This window comes from Parafrankia sp. EUN1f, from assembly GCF_000177675.1.
In the GTDB taxonomy this organism is placed as follows: Bacteria; Actinomycetota; Actinomycetes; order Frankiales; family Frankiaceae; genus Parafrankia.
This window is the reverse complement of the sequence record NZ_ADGX01000003.1, coordinates 33,630-51,188: the sequence shown is the minus strand read 5'-3', so window position 1 is coordinate 51,188 and position 17,559 is coordinate 33,630. Positions and strand designations below refer to the sequence as shown.

Here is a 17,559-nt window from a genome sequence, read left to right as displayed (position 1 = left end):
GCTGCTGTGGGCAGCCATGTTCGCGCTGATGGCGCTGGTCGGAGCGGCGCCGAACGCACGCAGGCCTGAGACCTGGCCTGGGACCGATCCCGTCGGCCGGTGCGGGCGGTGGCTCCGCAGAGCCGCCGCCCGCACCGCTCCATCACGGAAAGTGGAAGGTGCGGGGATACAGCTGCGGCCGGATCGGCAGCATGAACGGGAAGGCGGAGCGGCGCGGCGGCCACTCGTCACGAACCCCGGTGCGCCACGACGGCCAGGCAACCGATCGGGCCTGCCGTGGCGATACCGGACCGGGCGTCGGCGGCCGCTCCTGGAGCGGGGGCAGCGGGGAATCCGACCAGTCGACCCGCAGGCCACCGCAGCTCAGGCAGACCGGGCCGCTGCGCGGGGAGGGCACCGGCACGCCGTTGTGCCGGTAGACCTCCATGTAACCACCATCGTCCTCGAACCATCGAGCGACCGTGTACGAACGATGCCAGGTGCTGTGGCACCGGCGGCACCGGAAGTAGATCTCCTCGGTCGCGCTCTCGACATCCAGCACGTGGCGCTCGCCGGTCATCTGCCGAGCCCTTCGTCCGCTTCGATGGGGTCAGGCCTGTCCTGACCGTGCCCCGCCACGGGCGCGCTAACCAGCCCCGGGTGATCGTCGAGTGGTGCGATCGACGTTCGCCCGAAAGTGCGGGCCCGGCCCGAAGGTGGGCCCCCGCGCTGACCCTTTCCGTCGGTCGAGGGGACCTCGGTGATCAGACTTACGTGATCAGCGATCGGGGTGCTGATCACCGCCGACCGGGCGCACCTCGTCGACCAGGCCCCAGTCCGCCGCGACGGACGCGTCCAGGGCCCAGCCCGTCAGGGCCATGAACGCGGTGCGCTCGCGACCGACGCGCCGGACGATGCTCGACGTCCCACCCGCGCCCGGTACCAGGCCCATCGCCAGCTCGGGCAGGCGGAACGTGGTGGCCGGGTCGGCGACGACCCGCTCGGCGAACGCCGGGATCTCCACCCCGGCCCCGACACAGGTCCCGTGCACGTAGGCGGTGACGGGACGGCCGCAGCGCAGCAGCGCCAGCGGAATGCTGCGCGTGGTCCGCACCGCGTGGGCCCGCGCCGGATCCGGCAGCGTGCCGAACTCGGCGAGATCCCCGCCGCTGCAGAAGGTGCGCCCCGCCCCCCTCAGCCGCACCCGCACGATGGACGGGTCGGCCTCAGCCAGCGCGAACGCCGACACAAGCCCGTCGCGGATGTCCCTGCTGACCGCGTTGTGCACCCGCGGCCGGTTGAGGACGACCCACAGCTCGTCCCCGTCCCGTTCGACGAGGACCGCCGGTTCGGTCGCCGGGGCGGGCGCCGGCCGGCCGGCGGCGGCGCGCCGCGCCGCGCGGCGTTCCCGCTCGGCGCGATGCGCCGCCAGCCAGGCCGCGAACTCGGGGCCGCCCTGCAGCGTCGAGTAGGTGAACGATTCGGCGACCACGGCGTCACCGACGTCGATACCTGCCGAATACCGCACCAGCTGGGCGAAGGCGACCGCCGCGCCCGGGACCGCCCGGGTCGTCGCGGCGATCGCCGCCAGCGGGTCCGCGAGGGTGCTCCCCGGTCTGACCGGCCCGACCCAGGGGGCGGGCGGAGCAAACTCCTGCGTCAGCAGGACGTCGAAACCAGCGGTCTCGATGCCGGCCGGAAGATCGCCCAGGTCGGGGGCCACGGCGACGAGCACACAGGACAGCCGCCGGGCCAGGGCCGCGACCTCCACCGCCAGCGGCCCGCGTGCCCAGACGGCCAGCAGCGGCTGCCCGTGGAAGGCCGCGAACCTCTCGGGGTCGGCGCGCAGCCGCGCAAGCGCGGCATCCGGTTCGAGGACCGTGCCGAACGGCTCGGCCGTTCCCGAGTCAGCGGCTCCCACATCAACCGTATGGACATCCACTGCGCCACGTTAGGCCCTGTCGGTTGACCCGCGCCGGCGAGAGCGGTCGGGCGACCAGACGGTGGCGTGCCCGTGCCGGGCCGTAACCTGGCACGGGGCCTGTCGACGTTCCCGAGACGTTCCAGGGGTGACGATTTGCTGGTGCGGCGAGCGGAGATCCTTGCCCGTCATTCCTCGTCCGGGCCTGTCGACGTTCGCATCGTGCGGGGAGTCGTGGCCGAGATCGGGCGACCGGGCCAGCGTCTGGACCGCGGTGGCGGCGAGTCTGAGATCGACGCGGCCGGCGGGGCGCTGCTACCCGGCCTGCATGACCACCATCTGCACCTGATGTCGCTGGCCGCGTCCACCTCGTCGGTGAGCCTCGGCCCGCCGGAGATCGCCAGCCGAGGTGAGTTCGTGGCGCGACTGCGAACCGCCGCGGCGGCGGCCCGTGGTTCGGCGGCCCGTGGTTCGGCGGCCCGTGGTTCGGCGGGCGGTTGGATCCGCGGCGTGGGCTACCACCAGTCGGTGGCCGGCGACCTTGACCGCGCCGCCCTGGACGCCCTGACCGGTGACGTCCCCACCAGGGTGCAGCACCGTGGCGGGGCGCTGTGGGTCCTCAACTCGGCCGCGTTGCTCCAGGTCGGGCTGCTGGACACGGGAGCCGCCCGGGACGTCGCCGGCGTCGAGCGGACATCCGAGGGAACCCCGACCGGTCGGCTGTGGCGGCTGGACGGGTGGCTGGCTGGCAGAATCCCGCAGGTACCGGCCGATCTCGGGGCGGTCGGCCGGGCCGCGGTTGCCATGGGCGTCACCGGCCTGACCGACGCCACCCCGGACCGCCGTCCTTCGGACGCGGCCGCACTCGTCGCGGCGGTCAACTCCGGTGCGCTGCCGCAACGTCTCACTCTGATGCGCAGCGCGGCGACGGACCCGGACCCGCCCCCACCGCTCTCCCGGGTCTCACTCGGACCCATGAAGATCATGATGGACGACACCGATCTGCCGCCGCCGGATGATCTGGCCGAGCGCGTCCGGGGCGCTCGGCTGGCGGGCGTTCCGGTGGCCGTGCACTGTGTCACACGGGTCCAGCTCGTGGTTGCGCTCGCCGCGTTCGAGGCCGCCGGCCCGGCTCGGGCCGTGGCGCCTTCCGTAGCTCCCGCAGTGCCCGCGGACAGGATCGAACATGGCGCGGTCGTGCCACCGGAGCTGGCGGCTCTGATCGCGGCGGCCGGCCTGACAGTGGTCACACAGCCGAACTTCATCGCCGAACGTGGCGACATCTACCTCGCCGAGGTCGACCCGGACGACCTCGACTGGCTTTATCCGTGCCGATCACTCATCGCCGCCGGGATCAAGGTCGCGGCCGGTACCGACGCCCCGTTCGGGCAGCCCGACCCGTGGCGGGCGGTACGGGCGGCGCGCGACCGGCTGACCGGGTCCGGCCGGTTGCTCGGGGCTGGCGAACGGGTCGACGCGCAGGCCGCGCTGGACCTGTTTCTCGGCTCCCCGGGCGCCCCGGCCCGTCCCCGCCGAATTCATCGGGGTATGCCCGCGGACCTGTGCCTGCTCCGGCTGCCGTTGCGGGACGCACTCGACGACCCGGACGCGGCGCACGTGCGCGCCACCATCATCGACGGTGACCTGGCCCATCTGACCGCCTGATCCCACGGCGACCACACCGGGACGGGGGTGGGCAGCCGGTTCCCGTGGGGCGTCACGACCCTGCGCTCCGTGACCCGCCGGGCGCCGGATACGGTCGCGGACAGACCCGGCTCCGTGGGTGCCACCAGAGGTCTGGCGGCGGTCACGGCGGCCACGGCGGCCACGGCGGTTCGACCACGGCACCGGCCTCCCACAGCGATGCCGGGGCACCAGCACACAGTCGGGCACCAGCGCAGAAGAGATGAGGACCGTGCAACCGCCCTCGACCATCGGTCAGACGGTCGCGGTCGTACTGCTCGTCCTGCCCGGAGTGACGTACCAGTTCCTGCGCGAGCGGTGGCGCGGCCCGGTGGCCGGTGAGACGCAGCTGGCGGAACGGGTGCTCCGCGCGGTCACCGCCAGCGTCGTCCTGAACGCGGTGTACCTCGTGGTCGCCGGGCCCGCACTCGTCACGGCCTGGCGGCGGGCCGAGCTCTCCGGCCTGTCCGCGCCGTTCATCGACCATCCGCGGAGCACGGCAGCCTGGGGACTGCTGCTCGTCTTCGGTGTTCCCGGCGCCGCCGCTGCCGCGGTCTCGTCGTGGCAACGGCGGCACGCCGGCTCGGCCTACCGGTCGACACCCACCGCCTGGGACCACCTCTTCGGCGCGGCGGCTCAGGGCGGCCCCCGGTTCGTCCGCGCACGGCTGAAGGACGGGACCTGGGTCGGCGGCTGGTACGGGAGCCGATCGTACGCCTCGGGTTATCCACAGCCGGCGGATCTGTATCTACAGCGGTCCTACAGAATGGGCCGGGACGGTTCGTTCGGCTCCCCGGTGGAGGGCACCGACGGCATTTACATAAGAATGGCGGATGTCGACATCATGGAGCTGGTCACCCCCGCCCGGAATACGCAGGGAGAGCAGGACGACCATGGCCCACAGCCACCCGACCAGCCCGGATGACGGGCTGACGCCCTGGGAGCGCGAGTTCTTCGCGCGGTCCGGGGACGAATCCCGCGGCTACCAGCCGAAAGGAGAGGCGCAGGAGGATGAGCCACCGCCGCCGCCCACCGGCCCGGCCGGTGCCTCACCGGGGCCTCCCGACACCTCCTGACCGCCGCCGCACCAGCCGATGACCAGGAGACGGCGCAGGGCCGGGCCGGGCCGTGACCGGCGCTACTTCCCGGCGATGGGCGAGGCCCAGTTCACCTCGTAGCCGGCCTGCTGGAGCTCGAGGGCCGTCCGCTCGAGATCATCGCCACGGAACTCCCGCCAGACAGCGAGCAGCGCCTCGATCGGCGCCAGCAGCGGCACGTTCTCGTATCTGGCCGGTGTGGCCCACGTGACCCTGGCTCGAGCGGCCGAGCCGGCAGGCGCGGCCTCGGCCCGGAACGGGTGCCAGCGCAGCACGTGCCTGTCGAAGCTCGCGTCCACCAGGACCATGCCGGTGGCGAAGCCGTTCCCCGGCAGTTCCAGCGCGGTACGCAGGTCGCTGTCCTCCCAGGCGATGATGAGGCGTGTTGCCATCAGGACCGAAGGAAGCACACCGAGAGCAGCTATTGCCGAGGCGGCGTCGTCACCCCGGTAGAAACGGCGGGACACGACGTAGCCGACGTAGGCGGCGTCCATGTCCTCCAGAAAGATGTGGACCTGCGGCTGCGGGCAGAAGCCGGTCTGGCTGATCGTCTCCTCACTGGCTTCGAGAATGATGGCGGCCAATGCTTCAGGTATGTCCGGCACAGTCGAATTATGGCCCAGTGGTCCAGGGGAAACGGATACATGGTGACAACGGCACGAAACGGAGATCCCACGCGTGCGCGGGCGGCAGCCGCCCTTCGTTTCAGGCTTGAAGGCGATCGCGGCCCCTACGGCATGGTCGACACGGCGGCGCTGACCGAGGCCGTCGACCTCGTCGCCGCCACGACCCGGGCCGAGGACATACCGCACACCTGTCATCTCGTCGGGATGCTGCACTGGGAGCGCGCGCTCGCGCTGGGGGCGCCCCATGTCGAGCGGGAGGCCGGCACCGCCGCGGCGCTCCTGCTCGTGGTCCACCTCTCCGGCTCCCGGCTGCCCATACCCGAACCGCTCCTTCGCGGCTTCGGCACCGCTCCCGACCCGGCGGCCGTGGCCGCTGCCGCCGCCAACACCGACGCGGCCTGGGAACGGCTGGTGGCGGTCTTCGGGCAACTTCTGCAGAGCGGCGGGGATCCGCATGTGCTGCGGCTCGCGGTCAGCGCCGGGCGCAACGCGGTGGCCGGCACCCGCCGTGACGGTTCGGGGCCCCTGATGTTTCCCGCCTTCCTCGGTGGTGCGTTACAGCGCCTCTTCGAGCAGACCGGCGACCTCGACGCCCTGGCAGAGGCCCTCGAGGTCGCACGAGCAGCGGTGGACCAGGCGACCGTCGGCAACCCTGACCGGCCGATGTGCCTCTACACCCTCGCCGACGCCGCCCGGGTCGCCTTCGAACACACCGGCGAGGTCGAGCTGCTGTACGAGGCGGTCGAACACAACCGCAGCGCGCTGGGGATCATGCCCGAGGACCACGACCAGCGCGCACTGCCCCTGTCCGGGCTCAGCCTCACGCTGCGAAAACTGTACGAACGCACGCACGACGCCACGCTGCTCGACGAGGCGCTGGAGGCCGGCACGGCCGCGCTCGCCGCCGCGCCGGCCGGGCACACCGTCCCGGCGATCCTGCAGTTGAACCAGGCGAGCCTGCTCCAGGCGAAGTTCCTGCGCACCGGCCACCAGCCCCTCCTGGCGGAGGCGATCGCCGCCACCCGCCAGGCGCTCGGCTCCGTCCCACCCCGGTCGCCCCTCCTGCTCGCCGGCCGCTACAACCTCGCGACGCTGCTCAAGGCCCAGTTCGAGCGGACCGGGGATCTCGCCGCCCTCGACGAGGCGATCGACGCGACACGCGCCGTCGTGCGCGACACACCACATGATCACCCCGACGCGGCCTTCTACCAGGCCGGCCTCGTCGGCCAGCTGCAGACGCGCTTCCAGCGGACCGGTGACCTCACCGCGCTGGACGAAGCGATCGAACTGGGTCACGAGGCGCTGGCGGCAACCCCGCCGCGTCATCCCAGCCGCCCGCTCCACCTCGGCAACCTCGCCGTCGCCCAGCAGGCGAAGGCCGAGCACACCGGCGACGTCCGGCTGCTTCAGGAGGCCGTCGATCACCACCGCCTGGCCGTGAGCACGACCGCCGACGCGAGTCACCGCGCGCCCGCCCTGAGCAACCTGTGCAACGCGCTGCGGTCGATGTTCGAACGCACCGGCGACCTGGATGCGATCAACGAAGCGATCGAGGCCGGGCGCGCCGCCGTCGCCGCCACTGCCCAGGACCACCCTGACAGGTCTGCGTTCGAGGTGAACCTGGCCGCCTCGCTGAGCGCCCTGGGTTTCTCCGGCGACGCGACGGCGCCCGCGCACGAGGCACTCGCCCTGCTGGAGACAGCCGCCTCACGGGTCGCCGCTCGCACCGCCGTGCGGGTGGAGGCCGCGCGTGGATGGGGACGCCTGGCGATGCGCACCGGCCAGCTCGAACACGCCGCACGCGGGTTCGCCACAGGGGTGGAGCTCCTGCCGCGTCTCGCGGCCCGCGGCCTGGCCCGCTCCGACGCGATGCACTGGCTCGCCACCTACGCGCAGCTCGCCAGCGACGCCGCGGCCTGCCTGCTGAGCTCCGGACGTCCCGACCGAGCGGTCGAGCTGCTCGAGACCGGCCGCGGGGTCCTGCTCGGCCAGGCCATGGACGCCCGCTCGGACATCACGGCCCTTCGGGCCGCGGACGAGCGGGCGGCGGAGGTTTTCCTGCACCTGTGCGAACAACTCGACGCGGACCCGTCCAGCGGGGCCAGCCGGACAGCCGACCTGACAACGCGGCCAGGAGCCGACCGGGTAGCCGGCCTGACGCCGGAACCGTCAGCCGCACCCTGGCCCGGCCTCGCCACGACGGTCGCCCCCGCGGACCGGCGACGAGCGCTGGCCGAGGAGCTGGAAACGCTGCTGGCCCGGATCCGAACGCTGCCGGGCCTGCAGCGGTTCCTGCTCCCCGCACAGGTCACGCACCTCATCGCCGAAGCGCGCAGCGGGCCGCTGGTGATGATCAACCTCAGCCGATACCGGTGCGACGCCCTGATCCTCACCGCCGCGGGGGTCCAGGTCTGCGAGCTGCCCGACCTGTCCGTTGCCGCCGTGCGCAGCAGGCTGTCGACCATGCGTGCCGCCCTCACCGCCACGCGGGGCGACAGGACCTCGCGCCAGGAGGCCGAAGACGTCATGCACGAGACGTTGGCGTGGCTCTGGGACACCATCACCCGGCCGGTTCTCGACAGCCTCGGCTCGGCCGGGCACGCCGAGGGGGATGACGCGGGCCGTGACCGCATCTGGTGGATACCGGGTGGGCTGCTCGCCTACTTCCCGCTGCACGCCGCCGGTCGCCATCGGGAGAGCGCCGGCCGCGGCAGCCGCGACGGGCAGGCTGTGATGGACCGGGTGGTGTCCTCCTACAGCCCGACGGTGCGGGCGTTGGCCCACGCCCGCGCGCGCCACGCCGGGAACGCCGGGAACGCCGGGAACGCCGGGAACGCCGGGAACGCCGGGAACGCCGGGCGGCCGTCGGGCGGCGAGGCCCGCACCCCGCGGGTGCTGGCCGTCGCGATGCCGCACACTCCTGGGGCCACGGACCTGCCATGTGTGCTCCAGGAGTGCGAGCAGCTGGCCGGGCTCTTCCCCAACGCACAGGTCCTGACCGGCCCGGATGCCACCCGGGATGCCGTGCTGGCCCACCTCCCGACCACCAGCTGGGCCCATTTCGCCTGCCACGCGGGCAGCGACCCGACCGACCCTTCGAACAACCACCTGCTGGTCCACGACCATGCCGACAGGCCGCTGCACGTCCAGCAGATCTCGCGGCTGCGGTTGGAGAACCCGCAGCTGGCGTACCTTTCCGCGTGCGGTACCGCCGTCACCTCGCCCGATCTGGCCGACGAGGCGATCCACGTCGTCTCCGCCTTCCAGCTGGCCGGCTACTCCCACGTCATCGGCACGCTGTGGGAGATCGATGACGCGGTGGCCACGCAGATCGCGGAGCAGGTCTACACGCGGCTCGCGGCCCACGGATCCGACGCCGGGCACGCCTGGTCCTGCGTACACGACGCCCTGCGCCTGTTCCGTGACCGTTACCCGAACCTTCCGACGCTGTGGGCCGCGCACGTCCACGCCGGAGCCTGAGAGGTTGCGGCAGCCGCTGGTCGTCCGCCCGGCCTCGTCGGGTGGATGACCAGCGGACAGGCACGTAGCGTCGCGCGGGATGCCAGCCCGTCCAGCTCCGATGCTCGCGACCCCCGGCGAGCTGCCGACCGGGGCGGACTGGGCCTACGAAATCAAATGGGACGGGGTGCGGGTCCTCGCCGAGGTCCACGGCGGGCGGCTGCGCGCCTACAGCCGGACCGGTCGGGAGATAACGGCGTCCTACCCGGAGCTGTTCGCTGTCGCCGACGCGCTCGGCTCCACCGACGCGGTCCTCGACGGTGAGATCGTCGCTTTCGGCCCGGACGGTGTGCCCGACTTCGGCCTGCTCGCGCACCGCATCCACCTCAGCGGCCCCGACCGGGTGCGCCGGGCGGCGGCGGCCGTCCCCGTCCGGTACCTGGTGTTCGATCTTCTGGTCCTCGCCGGGCGCGACACGACAGGCCTGCCCTACGACACCCGCCGGGAGCTGCTGGCGACCCTGCCGGGCATCGAGGTCCCGGACTCCTTCACCGGCGGCCCCGCGACCGCCGGTGAGGCGGTGGACGTCGGCAAAGCGGTGGACGTCGGCGAGGCGGTGCTGCGGGCGAGCGCCGAGGCGGGTCTGGAAGGCGTGGTCGCCAAACGCCGCGCGTCGCTCTACCAGCCCGGACGGCGCAGCACCGACTGGGTGAAGGTGAAGAACGTGCGACGTCAGAGTGTGGTGATCGGCGGTTGGGAGCCGGGCGCTGGCCGCCGCTCGGAGCGGATCGGCGCGCTGCTGGTCGGCGTGGCAACCCCCGGCGGACCTCGGTACGCCGGCCAGGTCGGCACCGGGTTCTCGGAGGCCACGCTGACCCGGCTGGCCGAGCTGCTCGCGCCGCTGCGCACCGACCGGCCGCCGTTCCCCGACGTGGGCCACGAGCAGGCCCGCACCGCGGTATGGGTACGTCCCGTCCTCGTCGCCGAGGTCGAGTTCACCGCCTGGACGGCGGACGGGCGCCTGCGCCACCCGTCGTTCAAGGGCCTGCGCGACGACCTGAGCCCGCACGACACCGCCCGCGAGGACTAACCGGGCGGGGGACGTCCGGCGGCACTGTGCGGGGGCGTTCCCCGCCGTGCCGCCGGATCACCCGTGCGGTGGATCGGATGGTGCGGTCAGATCCCGTCGGGCTCGGTGAACGGGCCGTCCGGGCCGTAGGCGGCGACCTCGGTGTAGATGGCCGCCCGCATCGCCGGGTCCTGCAGCGGGCGCAGCGGTGAGGTGGCCGGCTTGTGCTCCGCCCCGCTCTCCCAGGCGGCGAACTCGGCCATGCTGGCCCACTCGCTGACCACGGCGAAACTGGACGGCTCCGCCGCCGAGCGCAGCAGCCGGTTGCCGAGCAGGCCGGGCGTGCCCACGAGCTTGGAGCTGATCTCGTGGTAGGCCCGCTCGACCGCGCCGGGGTCGTCCGACGGGTCGACCGCCCACAGCATCACCCGGACCCGGCCGCCGGCCGCGCCGGTGGTCATGCGGACGCCGCGCCGACCAGGTGGGTGAGCACCGTCCCGGTCACCATCGACCCGCTGGCGCGCAGCGGGTGCAGGATCTTGCGGTGCTCCAGGTGGCCCGGGCTCTGCTCGAACGCGCGGAACTGGGCCTCGTCCACCCAGTCGCTGATGATGAAGTAGGTGCTCGCCTCGTCCTCGGAGCGGATCAGCCACTGGCCGAGGTTGGCCGGATGGCTGGTCACGCCGTCCCCGATGCGCAGCCAGGTCTGCTCGAACTCCTGCTCACGGCCGGGGTGGATGTGCATGGTGAGCATGATGCGGAACGGCTGCGGGTGACCCATCAGATTCCTCCGTCGACCGTGAAGGTGGCGCCGTTGACGTAGCTGGACACGTCGCTGGCCAGGAACAGCACGACCGCCGCGACCTCGTGCGCCTCGCCGAGCCGGCCGAGCGGGATCCGGTTGGTGTAGGCGGTGCGGGCGGCCTCGGGCATGCCGGCGGCCTGGTCGGTCTCGATGACTCCCGGCGAGACCAGGTTGACTCGGATGCCCTTGGAACCGAGCTCCTTGGACAGCGAGCGGGTGAGGCCGATCAGACCGGTCTTCGCCGCGGTGTAGTGGGCGCGCAGCGGCACGCCGACCACACCGGCACCGGAGCCGATGTTGATGACGGTCCCGGAGTCGCCGAGCAGCTCCAGCGCGCCCTGGGTGACCAGGTGGGTGGCGGTGAGGTTGGTGGACAGCACCTGCGTCCACGCCTCCAGCGGCAGCTGCGCGTACGGGACGTGGCTGATCGTGCCGACGCTGTTCACGACGATGTCGAGACCGCCGAGGTGGGCACCGGTGGCCGCGATGAGCTCGGTGATCTGCGCGGGGTCGGCGACGTCGGCCTGCACCAGCAGATGCTCGTTGCCGGTGGCCTTGAGCTCGCGGCGCAGGCTCTCCGCCTCCTCGGTCTCCCGCTGGTGACCGACGACGACGGTGGCGCCGGCCTGGGCGAGCCCGAGCACGACGGACCGGCCGATCCCGCGCGTACCGCCGGTGACCAGGGCACGCTTGCCGGCCAGGTCTGGGAACATCAATGGTCCTCTCTACCGCCGGAGCGGATGACTCTGATGATTCGGATGAAGCGGGGCCCGGTCAGGCTGGGCCCGGTCAGGCTGGACGCGGTCAGGCTGGGCTCGGTCAGGCCGGGTCGACGGCCCGCAGCACCAGCGAGCTGTTGAAGCCGCCGTAGCCGCGCGCGTTGACCAGCGCGACCCGGACCCGGCCCTCCCGCGGCGTCCGGACCAGGTCCAGGCCGTGGGCGGGGTTCGGTTCGTCCAGGTTGCCGACCGCGGGGATCACGCCGTCCCGGATGGCCAGCAGGGCGGTCGCCGCCGCCACCGCCGACCCGCCGGCGCACAGCCGTCCGATGAGCCCCTGCGGCGCGGTGACGGGCACCGCACCGGCGCCGAACACCGAGCGGATCGCCTCCGCCTCCAGCGCGTCGAGGTCCGCGGAGCCCGCGCCGTCGGCGAAGACGACGTCGACGTCGGCCGGTGCCAGGTTCGCGTCGGCGAGCGCCCGGCGCATCGCCGCGGCGAGCCAGCGGGCGTCGCCCGGGGCCTGCTCGTGGTGGGCGCCGTCGTGGGTGGCCGCGTAGCCGGCGATCTCGCCGTACACCCGGGCACCACGGCGGGCCGCGGTCGCCGGGTCCTCGACGAGCAGCGTCGCGCCGCCCTCGCCGGGCAGGTAGCCGTTCGCGCGGACGTCGAACGGCTTGTACCCGTCCGCCGCCTCGGTCGCGGTGCTGACCCGGCCGCTGCTGAGGTGGCAGGTGAGCGCGTACGGCGTCAGCCCGGCCTCGGCCCCGCCGGCGAGCACGGTGGGCGTGCCGCGCCGGATGGTGCGCCGCGCCTGCGCGAGGCTGTCCAGCCCACCGGCGGTGTCGCTGACCAGCACCCCGGACGGGCCCTTGAGCCCGTGCCGGATGGAGGTCTGACCGGTGGTCGCCGCGTAGAACCAGGCGATCGACTGGTACACACTGACGGCGGTACGCCCCCGCGACCACAGCCGGGACAGCTCACGCTGCCCGAAGTCGTTACCGCCCGAGCCGGCGCCGAACACGACCGACGTCTCGTACGGGTCGTGGTCGGCCGGGTCGTAGCCGGCATCGGTCATCGCCAGCCGGGACGCGGCCATGCCCAGCCAGGTCCATCGGTCGGTCTGGACGATGTACCGGTTGTCGATGAAGGCGTCGGCGGCGAACCCGGGCACCTCACCGGCGAGCCGGGAGTCGTAGCGGCTGGCGTCGAACCGGGTGATCGGCGCGACGCGTAGCTCGCCGCGCAGCGTCGAGGCCCAGTGCTCCTCGGTCCCCAGCCCGCTCGGCGCGATGACACCGAGCCCGGTGATGACCGGGCGTACCACCGGATCAGGCCACGCCGATCCGGTGCCGGTGTCCGTGCCGGTTGCCGCGCCGGCGTCCGTGACGGCGTCCGCGGCGGTGTCGAGAATCGTCACGGTCGGTCCCCCGCCGCCAGCACGATCGCGGACTGGAAGCCACCGAAGCCGCTGCCGACCGACAGCGCGACGTCGACCTTGTGGTCACGGGCGACGTTCGGGACGTAGTCCAGGTCGCACTCGGGGTCGCGGGTGGTCCAGTTCGCCGTCGGCGGCACGACGTTGTGCTCGATCGCCAGGGCGCAGGCGGCCAGCTCGATGGAACCGATGGCGCCCAGCGAGTGGCCGACCATCGACTTGATCGAGCTCACCGGGGTCTCGTAGGCGTGCGCGCCCAGCGAGCGCTTGAAGGCGGCCGTCTCGTGCCGGTCGTTCTGCTTGGTGCCCGAACCGTGCGCGTTGATGTAGTCGACCGCGGTCGGGTCCAGGCGCGCCTGGCCGAGCGCGATCCGGACGGCTTCGGCCATCTCGACCCCGTCGGGGCGCAGGCCGGTCATGTGGAAGGCGTTCGACCGCGACGCGTAGCCGCCGACCTCGCAGTAGATGTGCGCACCGCGGGCCCGCGCGGACTCGAGCTCCTCCAGAACGAGGACGGCACTGCCCTCACCCATGACGAAGCCGTCACGGCTGGCGTCGAACGGCCGGGAGGCGTGCTCGGCGTCGTCGTTGCGCGCCGAGGTGGCCCGGATGGCGTCGAAGCAGGCGATGGAGATCGGTGACAGCGGCGCGTCCGACGCGCCGGCGATCACGATGTCCGCCTCGCCGTCGACGATGAGCTGGTGGCCGTAACCGACGGCGTCGATGCCGGAGGTGCAGCCGGTCGAGACGACGAACGACGGGCCGTGCGCGCCGAACCGGCAGGCGATCTCCGTCGCCAGGCAGCTCGGCACCAGGGCGTGGTAAAGGAACGAGCTCGCGTAACGCGGGTCGACCTCCCACAGCTTGCCGCTGTCGCTGACGACGACGTACTCGTTCTCCAGCCGGGTGGTCGCCCCGACGGCGCTGCCCATGCTGACGCCGACGATCGGGCCGTCGCCCGGCTCGCCCTCGCCACCTTCGCTGTCGAGCTCCAGGCCGCTGTCGGCGACGGCCTCGATCGCGGCGGCCAGCGCGAACTGGACGAACCGGTCGTTACGCGCTATCTCCTGGCGGCTGAGGCCGGCGGCCAGCGGGTCGAAGTCGCATTCGGCGGCGATCTGCGAACGGAACGGCGACGGGTCGAAGAAGGACAGCCGCCGGGTGGCGGTGCGGCCGTCGGTGAGCAGGGTCCAGAACTCCTTGCGGTTCGAGCCACCGGGAGCGACGACGCCGATCCCGGTCACCGCGACGCGGCGCGGGCCCCCGCCCCGGGACGCCGGCCCGCGTGCGTCGTCCGGCCGCGACCGCTGGGTCGGCTCGTTCACGGCTGCGGCTGCTCGGGGTGCGGCAGCGGCTCGGTGTCGACGTGACCCAGGTCCGGCCGCGGGGCGAGCGGGCTGAGGTGGAACACCAGGAAGGCCACCTCGTCACCGGTGTTCACGATCCGGTGGCGCATGCCGATCGGGATGAGCAGGCCGTGCTCGGCCGGCAGCGCGGTGTGCTCGCCGTCGAGGCGTGCGGTCACCGACCCGGAGACGCAGTAGAGGAACTCCTCCGAGTACGGGTGCCAGTGCTCGGTCACCACTTCCTCGGGCTGCAGGGTCAGAGTTCCCAGGAAGCCCGACTTGGCGCCGACGGTCGCCGGCGAGAGCAGCGTCCGGATGTCACCGCCACGACGCCGGTTCGCGGGAACGTCGTGGATCGAGAGGACCTTGGGGACCGTCAGGGCGGCGGTCGGGGTTGCGATGGTCACCGGGATGCTCCTCAGACCTGCTCGGGAACGGCACTGCCCACCGGTACGGCGGACCGGGCGGCCAGTTCGACCTTGTCGCGGATGGATGCCATCTCGCGGGGGGTGTTGGTGTTGATCCGGGCCGCCATCTGCTCGTCGTTCGCCGGGGCGGACGGGCGCATCTGGAAATCCTGGACCCAGCGCATCCGGGTGCCGGTGCCCTCGGGGGCATAGGTCCACTCGATGTGCATGTACTCGAACGGGCCGGTCTCGACCCGATAGGCGCGGACCTTGTGGTTCACCGGGTCGAGGATTCTCTCGGAAACCCAGCTCCAGGCGGTGCCCGATTCGTCCGGATGCATCGTGAGACGGAACTTGAACGTGTTGTCCGTACGTTCGAGAATCTCGACCGACGCGTACTCGGTGAACAACGTCGGCCAGGATTCCAGGTCGTTCGTCATCGACCAGACCAGGTCGATGTCGGCATCGATGAAGATCGAGTTGTCGGTATGTGCGCTCACGTGCTGCTCCGGTCTGCTCTCTGGCGGAAGTGGGGTTTGCGGCTCAGGCGAGCTCGGGCTGCAGAAGCGCGTTGTTCACGGTCGCCATGATGTCGGCGAGCGTGAGGCCCTCGGGCGCCTCGCTCGGCAGCTCGACATCGAAGCGCGACTGGACCTCGGCCTGGAGCTGGAGGTAGGCGAGTGAGTCCAGGCCGATGTCGGTGAAGGTCACGTCGAGGTCGGCCGGACGGTCTTCCGGCGGAAGTCCAGCCTGCTCCACCAGGAAGCCGAGCAGTTCGTCAGCGGTCCACTGCATTGACATTCGACTTTCCTCCCCATCGTTTTCCGCGCACGCGGAAAAAACCCATTGACAAATGTCCTGAGGTCGCGACGGCTCTTGCCTCGAAAAAGCGATCGGCGAGGGCACGGGAACGCGAGAGAGTGCGGTGACACGCAACACGTGCCGGCGGCTCTGCGCGGCGGTGTGCGTCGGCGGCTCCACCACGCGGTGGGCGTGCCGCGGCCCGTGCCGCGGCGCGCGCGGGCGGGACGTCTGGCGCTCAGGCTCCCTCTTCACGGCGGCGCGGCGGCCGGGCCACGACATCCGCGCCATCGCGGATCTGCCGGACGAGCCGCGGTCGAGGCGGGGAGTCACGAGGCAGGTGAGTGGCCACACGGCACTGTGGGCACGTCGGGAGCGGGACACGCCGTCAGCGGCTCCTCGGGCCGCCAGGTGACCGGAGGGCCTGGCGGCCGAAGGAGACGCGGGAATCCGCTGTCGGAGCCTTCTGACGGGTCTTTGCGCAGCGCTGCTCAGGGGCCGCTCTGATCGGCCACCCAGGTATAGAAGCTGTGCGCCATCGCGTCCCGAGGACCGCGCCAGGTCTGTGGGTCGTACGCAGCGACGTACTTCTCGAGCTTGCTGTTCACATCCACGAACAGGGGATGCTCCCGCACCGGCGGCAACGTGCCCTTGATGTCTGCCCGACTCTCGATGAGATGGAAGTACAGGCCGTGGAAGTGAAAAAGGTCACGCCGGCCGACGCCGACTAGGTGCGGAAGCTCACCGGCATCCGACTCCGCGAAGATGTCGGCGACCGCGTCGGCGTCGGCGGAGTTCATCCGGGCGACGATCAGCGTTCGTTGCGTGGGTGTGCTCTGGTTCGGAACCGAGCCGGATTCCGTCGGCACTCGATGCCTTCTTTCGGAGTCAGGGTGAACAGACCGCGTCGAGCACTCGTGGACTGCTGACCCACTGCGGAGACCGGAGTATTCCGGGCAACGGAGCCGGCCGTCCTCGACACGGACGCGCGCGCGACCGGGACCGCGTGACCGCCGATCGGCGGAGTCGCCTGACATGTTCCTGCTGTGGTGGACCGTGTCAGGTGAACGCGATTCCGGTTGCTCATCGGAATCATGCGGCGCTTCGGCACTTCTGTCCCCCAAACCGGGTGGCAGGAAGTTGCCCTGACCATCTACTGCCAACACTTGCACCAGCCGACAACAACATGTTTACAACCATCCGCGCCGAGCCGCGACGGTGCCGGCCTGAAAACGGCTGCGGGCGTCGAGCCGCAGCATCAGGTCGGCGACCATGCGCCGCACGGTGCGGACGGAGACCCCGAGGTGCCGGGCCGCGGCCTCGTCCTTCACCCCCAGGCTGAGCAGCCGCAGCAGCAGCCGCTCGGAGTCGCTGGGGAGGTCGTCGGATCCGCTCTCGCGCTCGCCGTCGGCCTCCACGGCAAGCGGTTCGGCGGTCTCCCAGATCTGCTCGAACAGCTGGGTGACCAGGTTCGCCAGCGCCGGTGAACGCACGATCAGCGCGAGCGACTCGGTGCCGGGTGCGGCGAACTGCACGAGGCCGATCCGGCCGTCCACCGTCGTGGCGTCGATGCGGGGATCGTCGGTGAGACGGGCTTCCAGGCCGTGCGACGCCACCGTCCGGACGTACCCGACACCGGTCTCATCGGTGCTGACCGCCCGTGGCAGGACGCTGCGCATGCTCACGCCACGCCTCAGCGCGCGCAGTTCGACCGGGAGGACCTCCGTGGTGAGCGCGGGCACCAGGCCGTCCCGCGTGTGCAGGGTCAGCACCTCCTTCTCAGCCCGGCCGAGAAGGGCCAGCAGTTCGACCCGGGCCTGGTCGGCGCTGTCGATGTGCTCGACCTCCGCGCCGTCCCCACCAGGCCGGTTGTCCAGGTACTCCGAGACGAAGGTGCTGACCTGCGCCCGGGCCCGGACGAGCCGTTCGTGCCGGCGGATCAGTGACTCGTGCTGGGCCTGCAGAAGATGTTCGAGACCGGCTTCCGGATGCACGGCCACCAGGTGGCCCGGATGCTCGGTCGAGGGCAGCAACAGTGACAGCTCGACGAGCCGATCGCGTGATCGGCGGACCGTCCCGGTCGCCTGGCCGACGGCGGTGGCAACCCCGTCGACATCCATCTCGGGATGTCGTAGCCACTGCCGGTAGGCCGCGAGCGTGACGTCGTCAAGTCCGAGGAACTCGAGCAAGGTCCCCTTCCCGGGTCGGA

Annotated in this window: 18 protein-coding genes; 5 read left to right on the top strand and 13 right to left on the bottom strand. The window is 72.0% G+C overall.

What is annotated here, in order from left to right:
* Positions 1-142 precede the first annotated feature (142 nt).
* Positions 143-559 carry a hypothetical protein gene (locus tag FREUN1FDRAFT_RS39340; RefSeq protein WP_006538113.1) on the bottom strand — a complete coding sequence of 139 codons (417 nt, stop codon included), beginning with the start codon at positions 557-559 and terminating at the stop codon, positions 143-145.
* 198 nt (positions 560-757) lie between these two features.
* Positions 758-1,900, bottom strand: coding sequence for an enoyl-CoA hydratase/isomerase family protein (locus tag FREUN1FDRAFT_RS01310; RefSeq protein WP_006538112.1), 1,143 nt, complete (start codon positions 1,898-1,900; stop codon positions 758-760).
* A gap of 156 nt (positions 1,901-2,056) precedes the next feature.
* On the opposite strand from FREUN1FDRAFT_RS01310, the gene FREUN1FDRAFT_RS01305 reads away from it, so the two are divergent.
* The 3 genes from FREUN1FDRAFT_RS01305 (at position 2,057) to FREUN1FDRAFT_RS01295 (ending at position 4,659) form a co-directional block, all read left to right on the top strand.
* Positions 2,057-3,565 carry an amidohydrolase family protein gene (locus FREUN1FDRAFT_RS01305; RefSeq protein ID WP_035948549.1) on the top strand — a complete coding sequence of 503 codons (1,509 nt, stop codon included), beginning with the start codon at positions 2,057-2,059 and terminating at the stop codon, positions 3,563-3,565.
* Positions 3,566-3,806: 241 nt separating this feature from the next.
* On the top strand, positions 3,807-4,508 hold the full coding sequence (locus tag FREUN1FDRAFT_RS01300) for a DUF6338 family protein (RefSeq protein ID WP_006538110.1): 702 nt from the start codon (positions 3,807-3,809) through the stop codon (positions 4,506-4,508).
* Positions 4,477-4,659 (top strand): hypothetical protein, encoded by a 183-nt coding sequence (locus FREUN1FDRAFT_RS01295; protein ID WP_006538109.1) that lies wholly within the window; start codon positions 4,477-4,479, stop codon positions 4,657-4,659. Before FREUN1FDRAFT_RS01300 ends, FREUN1FDRAFT_RS01295 begins: the two co-directional genes overlap by 32 nt.
* Before the next feature lie 62 nt (positions 4,660-4,721).
* On the opposite strand, the gene FREUN1FDRAFT_RS01290 is transcribed toward FREUN1FDRAFT_RS01295, so the two are convergent.
* A complete protein-coding gene (locus FREUN1FDRAFT_RS01290) occupies positions 4,722-5,264 on the bottom strand; it encodes a hypothetical protein (RefSeq protein ID WP_035948546.1) in 543 nt (180 codons plus the stop codon).
* Positions 5,265-5,327: 63 nt separating this feature from the next.
* Here FREUN1FDRAFT_RS01290 and FREUN1FDRAFT_RS39335 point away from each other — a divergent pair, with 63 nt between their 5' ends.
* Together FREUN1FDRAFT_RS39335 and ligD are read left to right on the top strand one after the other, a co-directional pair.
* The gene (locus tag FREUN1FDRAFT_RS39335; protein WP_157474186.1) at positions 5,328-8,786 is read left to right on the top strand and encodes a CHAT domain-containing protein; all 3,459 of its coding nucleotides are present in this window, start codon (positions 5,328-5,330) and stop codon (positions 8,784-8,786) included.
* Positions 8,787-8,865: 79 nt separating this feature from the next.
* Entirely contained in the window at positions 8,866-9,855 is a 990-nt protein-coding gene (ligD, locus tag FREUN1FDRAFT_RS01280) for a non-homologous end-joining DNA ligase (RefSeq protein ID WP_035948544.1), read from the top strand.
* 86 nt (positions 9,856-9,941) lie between these two features.
* Here ligD and FREUN1FDRAFT_RS01275 read toward each other — a convergent pair whose 3' ends face one another.
* The 10 genes from FREUN1FDRAFT_RS01275 to FREUN1FDRAFT_RS01230 form a co-directional block, all read right to left on the bottom strand.
* The gene (locus FREUN1FDRAFT_RS01275) at positions 9,942-10,295 is read right to left on the bottom strand and encodes an antibiotic biosynthesis monooxygenase (RefSeq protein WP_006538105.1); all 354 of its coding nucleotides are present in this window, start codon (positions 10,293-10,295) and stop codon (positions 9,942-9,944) included.
* Positions 10,292-10,615, bottom strand: coding sequence for an antibiotic biosynthesis monooxygenase (locus FREUN1FDRAFT_RS01270; protein ID WP_006538104.1), 324 nt, complete (start codon positions 10,613-10,615; stop codon positions 10,292-10,294). Before FREUN1FDRAFT_RS01270 ends, FREUN1FDRAFT_RS01275 begins: the two co-directional genes overlap by 4 nt.
* On the bottom strand, positions 10,615-11,352 hold the full coding sequence (locus tag FREUN1FDRAFT_RS01265) for an SDR family NAD(P)-dependent oxidoreductase (RefSeq protein ID WP_006538103.1): 738 nt from the start codon (positions 11,350-11,352) through the stop codon (positions 10,615-10,617). Before FREUN1FDRAFT_RS01265 ends, FREUN1FDRAFT_RS01270 begins: the two co-directional genes overlap by 1 nt.
* A 106-nt stretch (positions 11,353-11,458) precedes the next feature.
* Positions 11,459-12,778 carry a beta-ketoacyl synthase N-terminal-like domain-containing protein gene (locus FREUN1FDRAFT_RS01260; protein WP_006538102.1) on the bottom strand — a complete coding sequence of 440 codons (1,320 nt, stop codon included), beginning with the start codon at positions 12,776-12,778 and terminating at the stop codon, positions 11,459-11,461.
* Entirely contained in the window at positions 12,775-14,040 is a 1,266-nt protein-coding gene (locus FREUN1FDRAFT_RS01255; protein WP_035948586.1) for a beta-ketoacyl synthase, read from the bottom strand. The genes FREUN1FDRAFT_RS01260 and FREUN1FDRAFT_RS01255 overlap by 4 nt, the downstream gene beginning before the upstream one ends.
* Before the next feature lie 77 nt (positions 14,041-14,117).
* Positions 14,118-14,549 (bottom strand): cupin domain-containing protein, encoded by a 432-nt coding sequence (locus FREUN1FDRAFT_RS01250; RefSeq protein WP_006538100.1) that lies wholly within the window; start codon positions 14,547-14,549, stop codon positions 14,118-14,120.
* Between the two features lie 11 nt (positions 14,550-14,560).
* A complete protein-coding gene (locus FREUN1FDRAFT_RS01245; protein ID WP_006538099.1) occupies positions 14,561-15,049 on the bottom strand; it encodes an SRPBCC family protein in 489 nt (162 codons plus the stop codon).
* Positions 15,050-15,092: 43 nt separating this feature from the next.
* Positions 15,093-15,350 (bottom strand): acyl carrier protein, encoded by a 258-nt coding sequence (locus tag FREUN1FDRAFT_RS01240; protein ID WP_006538098.1) that lies wholly within the window; start codon positions 15,348-15,350, stop codon positions 15,093-15,095.
* A gap of 491 nt (positions 15,351-15,841) precedes the next feature.
* Complete coding sequence (locus tag FREUN1FDRAFT_RS01235; protein WP_006538097.1) at positions 15,842-16,219, bottom strand: TcmI family type II polyketide cyclase; 378 nt, start codon at positions 16,217-16,219, stop codon at positions 15,842-15,844.
* A gap of 321 nt (positions 16,220-16,540) precedes the next feature.
* The gene (locus FREUN1FDRAFT_RS01230; protein ID WP_035948542.1) at positions 16,541-17,539 is read right to left on the bottom strand and encodes a LuxR family transcriptional regulator; all 999 of its coding nucleotides are present in this window, start codon (positions 17,537-17,539) and stop codon (positions 16,541-16,543) included.
* Positions 17,540-17,559: the final 20 nt, after the last annotated feature.

Excerpts from the sequence above, each read along its gene's own strand:
- FREUN1FDRAFT_RS39340 (WP_006538113.1), bottom strand. The coding sequence starts at position 559 with ATGACCGGCGAGCGCCACGTGCTGGATGTCGAGAGCGCGACCGAGGAG.
- FREUN1FDRAFT_RS01300 (WP_006538110.1), top strand. The coding sequence starts at position 3,807 with ATGAGGACCGTGCAACCGCCCTCGACCATCGGTCAGACGGTCGCGGTC.
- FREUN1FDRAFT_RS01295 (WP_006538109.1), top strand. The coding sequence starts at position 4,477 with ATGGCCCACAGCCACCCGACCAGCCCGGATGACGGGCTGACGCCCTGG.
- ligD (WP_035948544.1), top strand. The coding sequence starts at position 8,866 with ATGCCAGCCCGTCCAGCTCCGATGCTCGCGACCCCCGGCGAGCTGCCG.
- FREUN1FDRAFT_RS01275 (WP_006538105.1), bottom strand. The coding sequence starts at position 10,295 with ATGACCACCGGCGCGGCCGGCGGCCGGGTCCGGGTGATGCTGTGGGCG.
- FREUN1FDRAFT_RS01270 (WP_006538104.1), bottom strand. The coding sequence starts at position 10,615 with ATGGGTCACCCGCAGCCGTTCCGCATCATGCTCACCATGCACATCCAC.
- FREUN1FDRAFT_RS01265 (WP_006538103.1), bottom strand. The coding sequence starts at position 11,352 with ATGTTCCCAGACCTGGCCGGCAAGCGTGCCCTGGTCACCGGCGGTACG.
- FREUN1FDRAFT_RS01240 (WP_006538098.1), bottom strand. The coding sequence starts at position 15,350 with ATGTCAATGCAGTGGACCGCTGACGAACTGCTCGGCTTCCTGGTGGAG.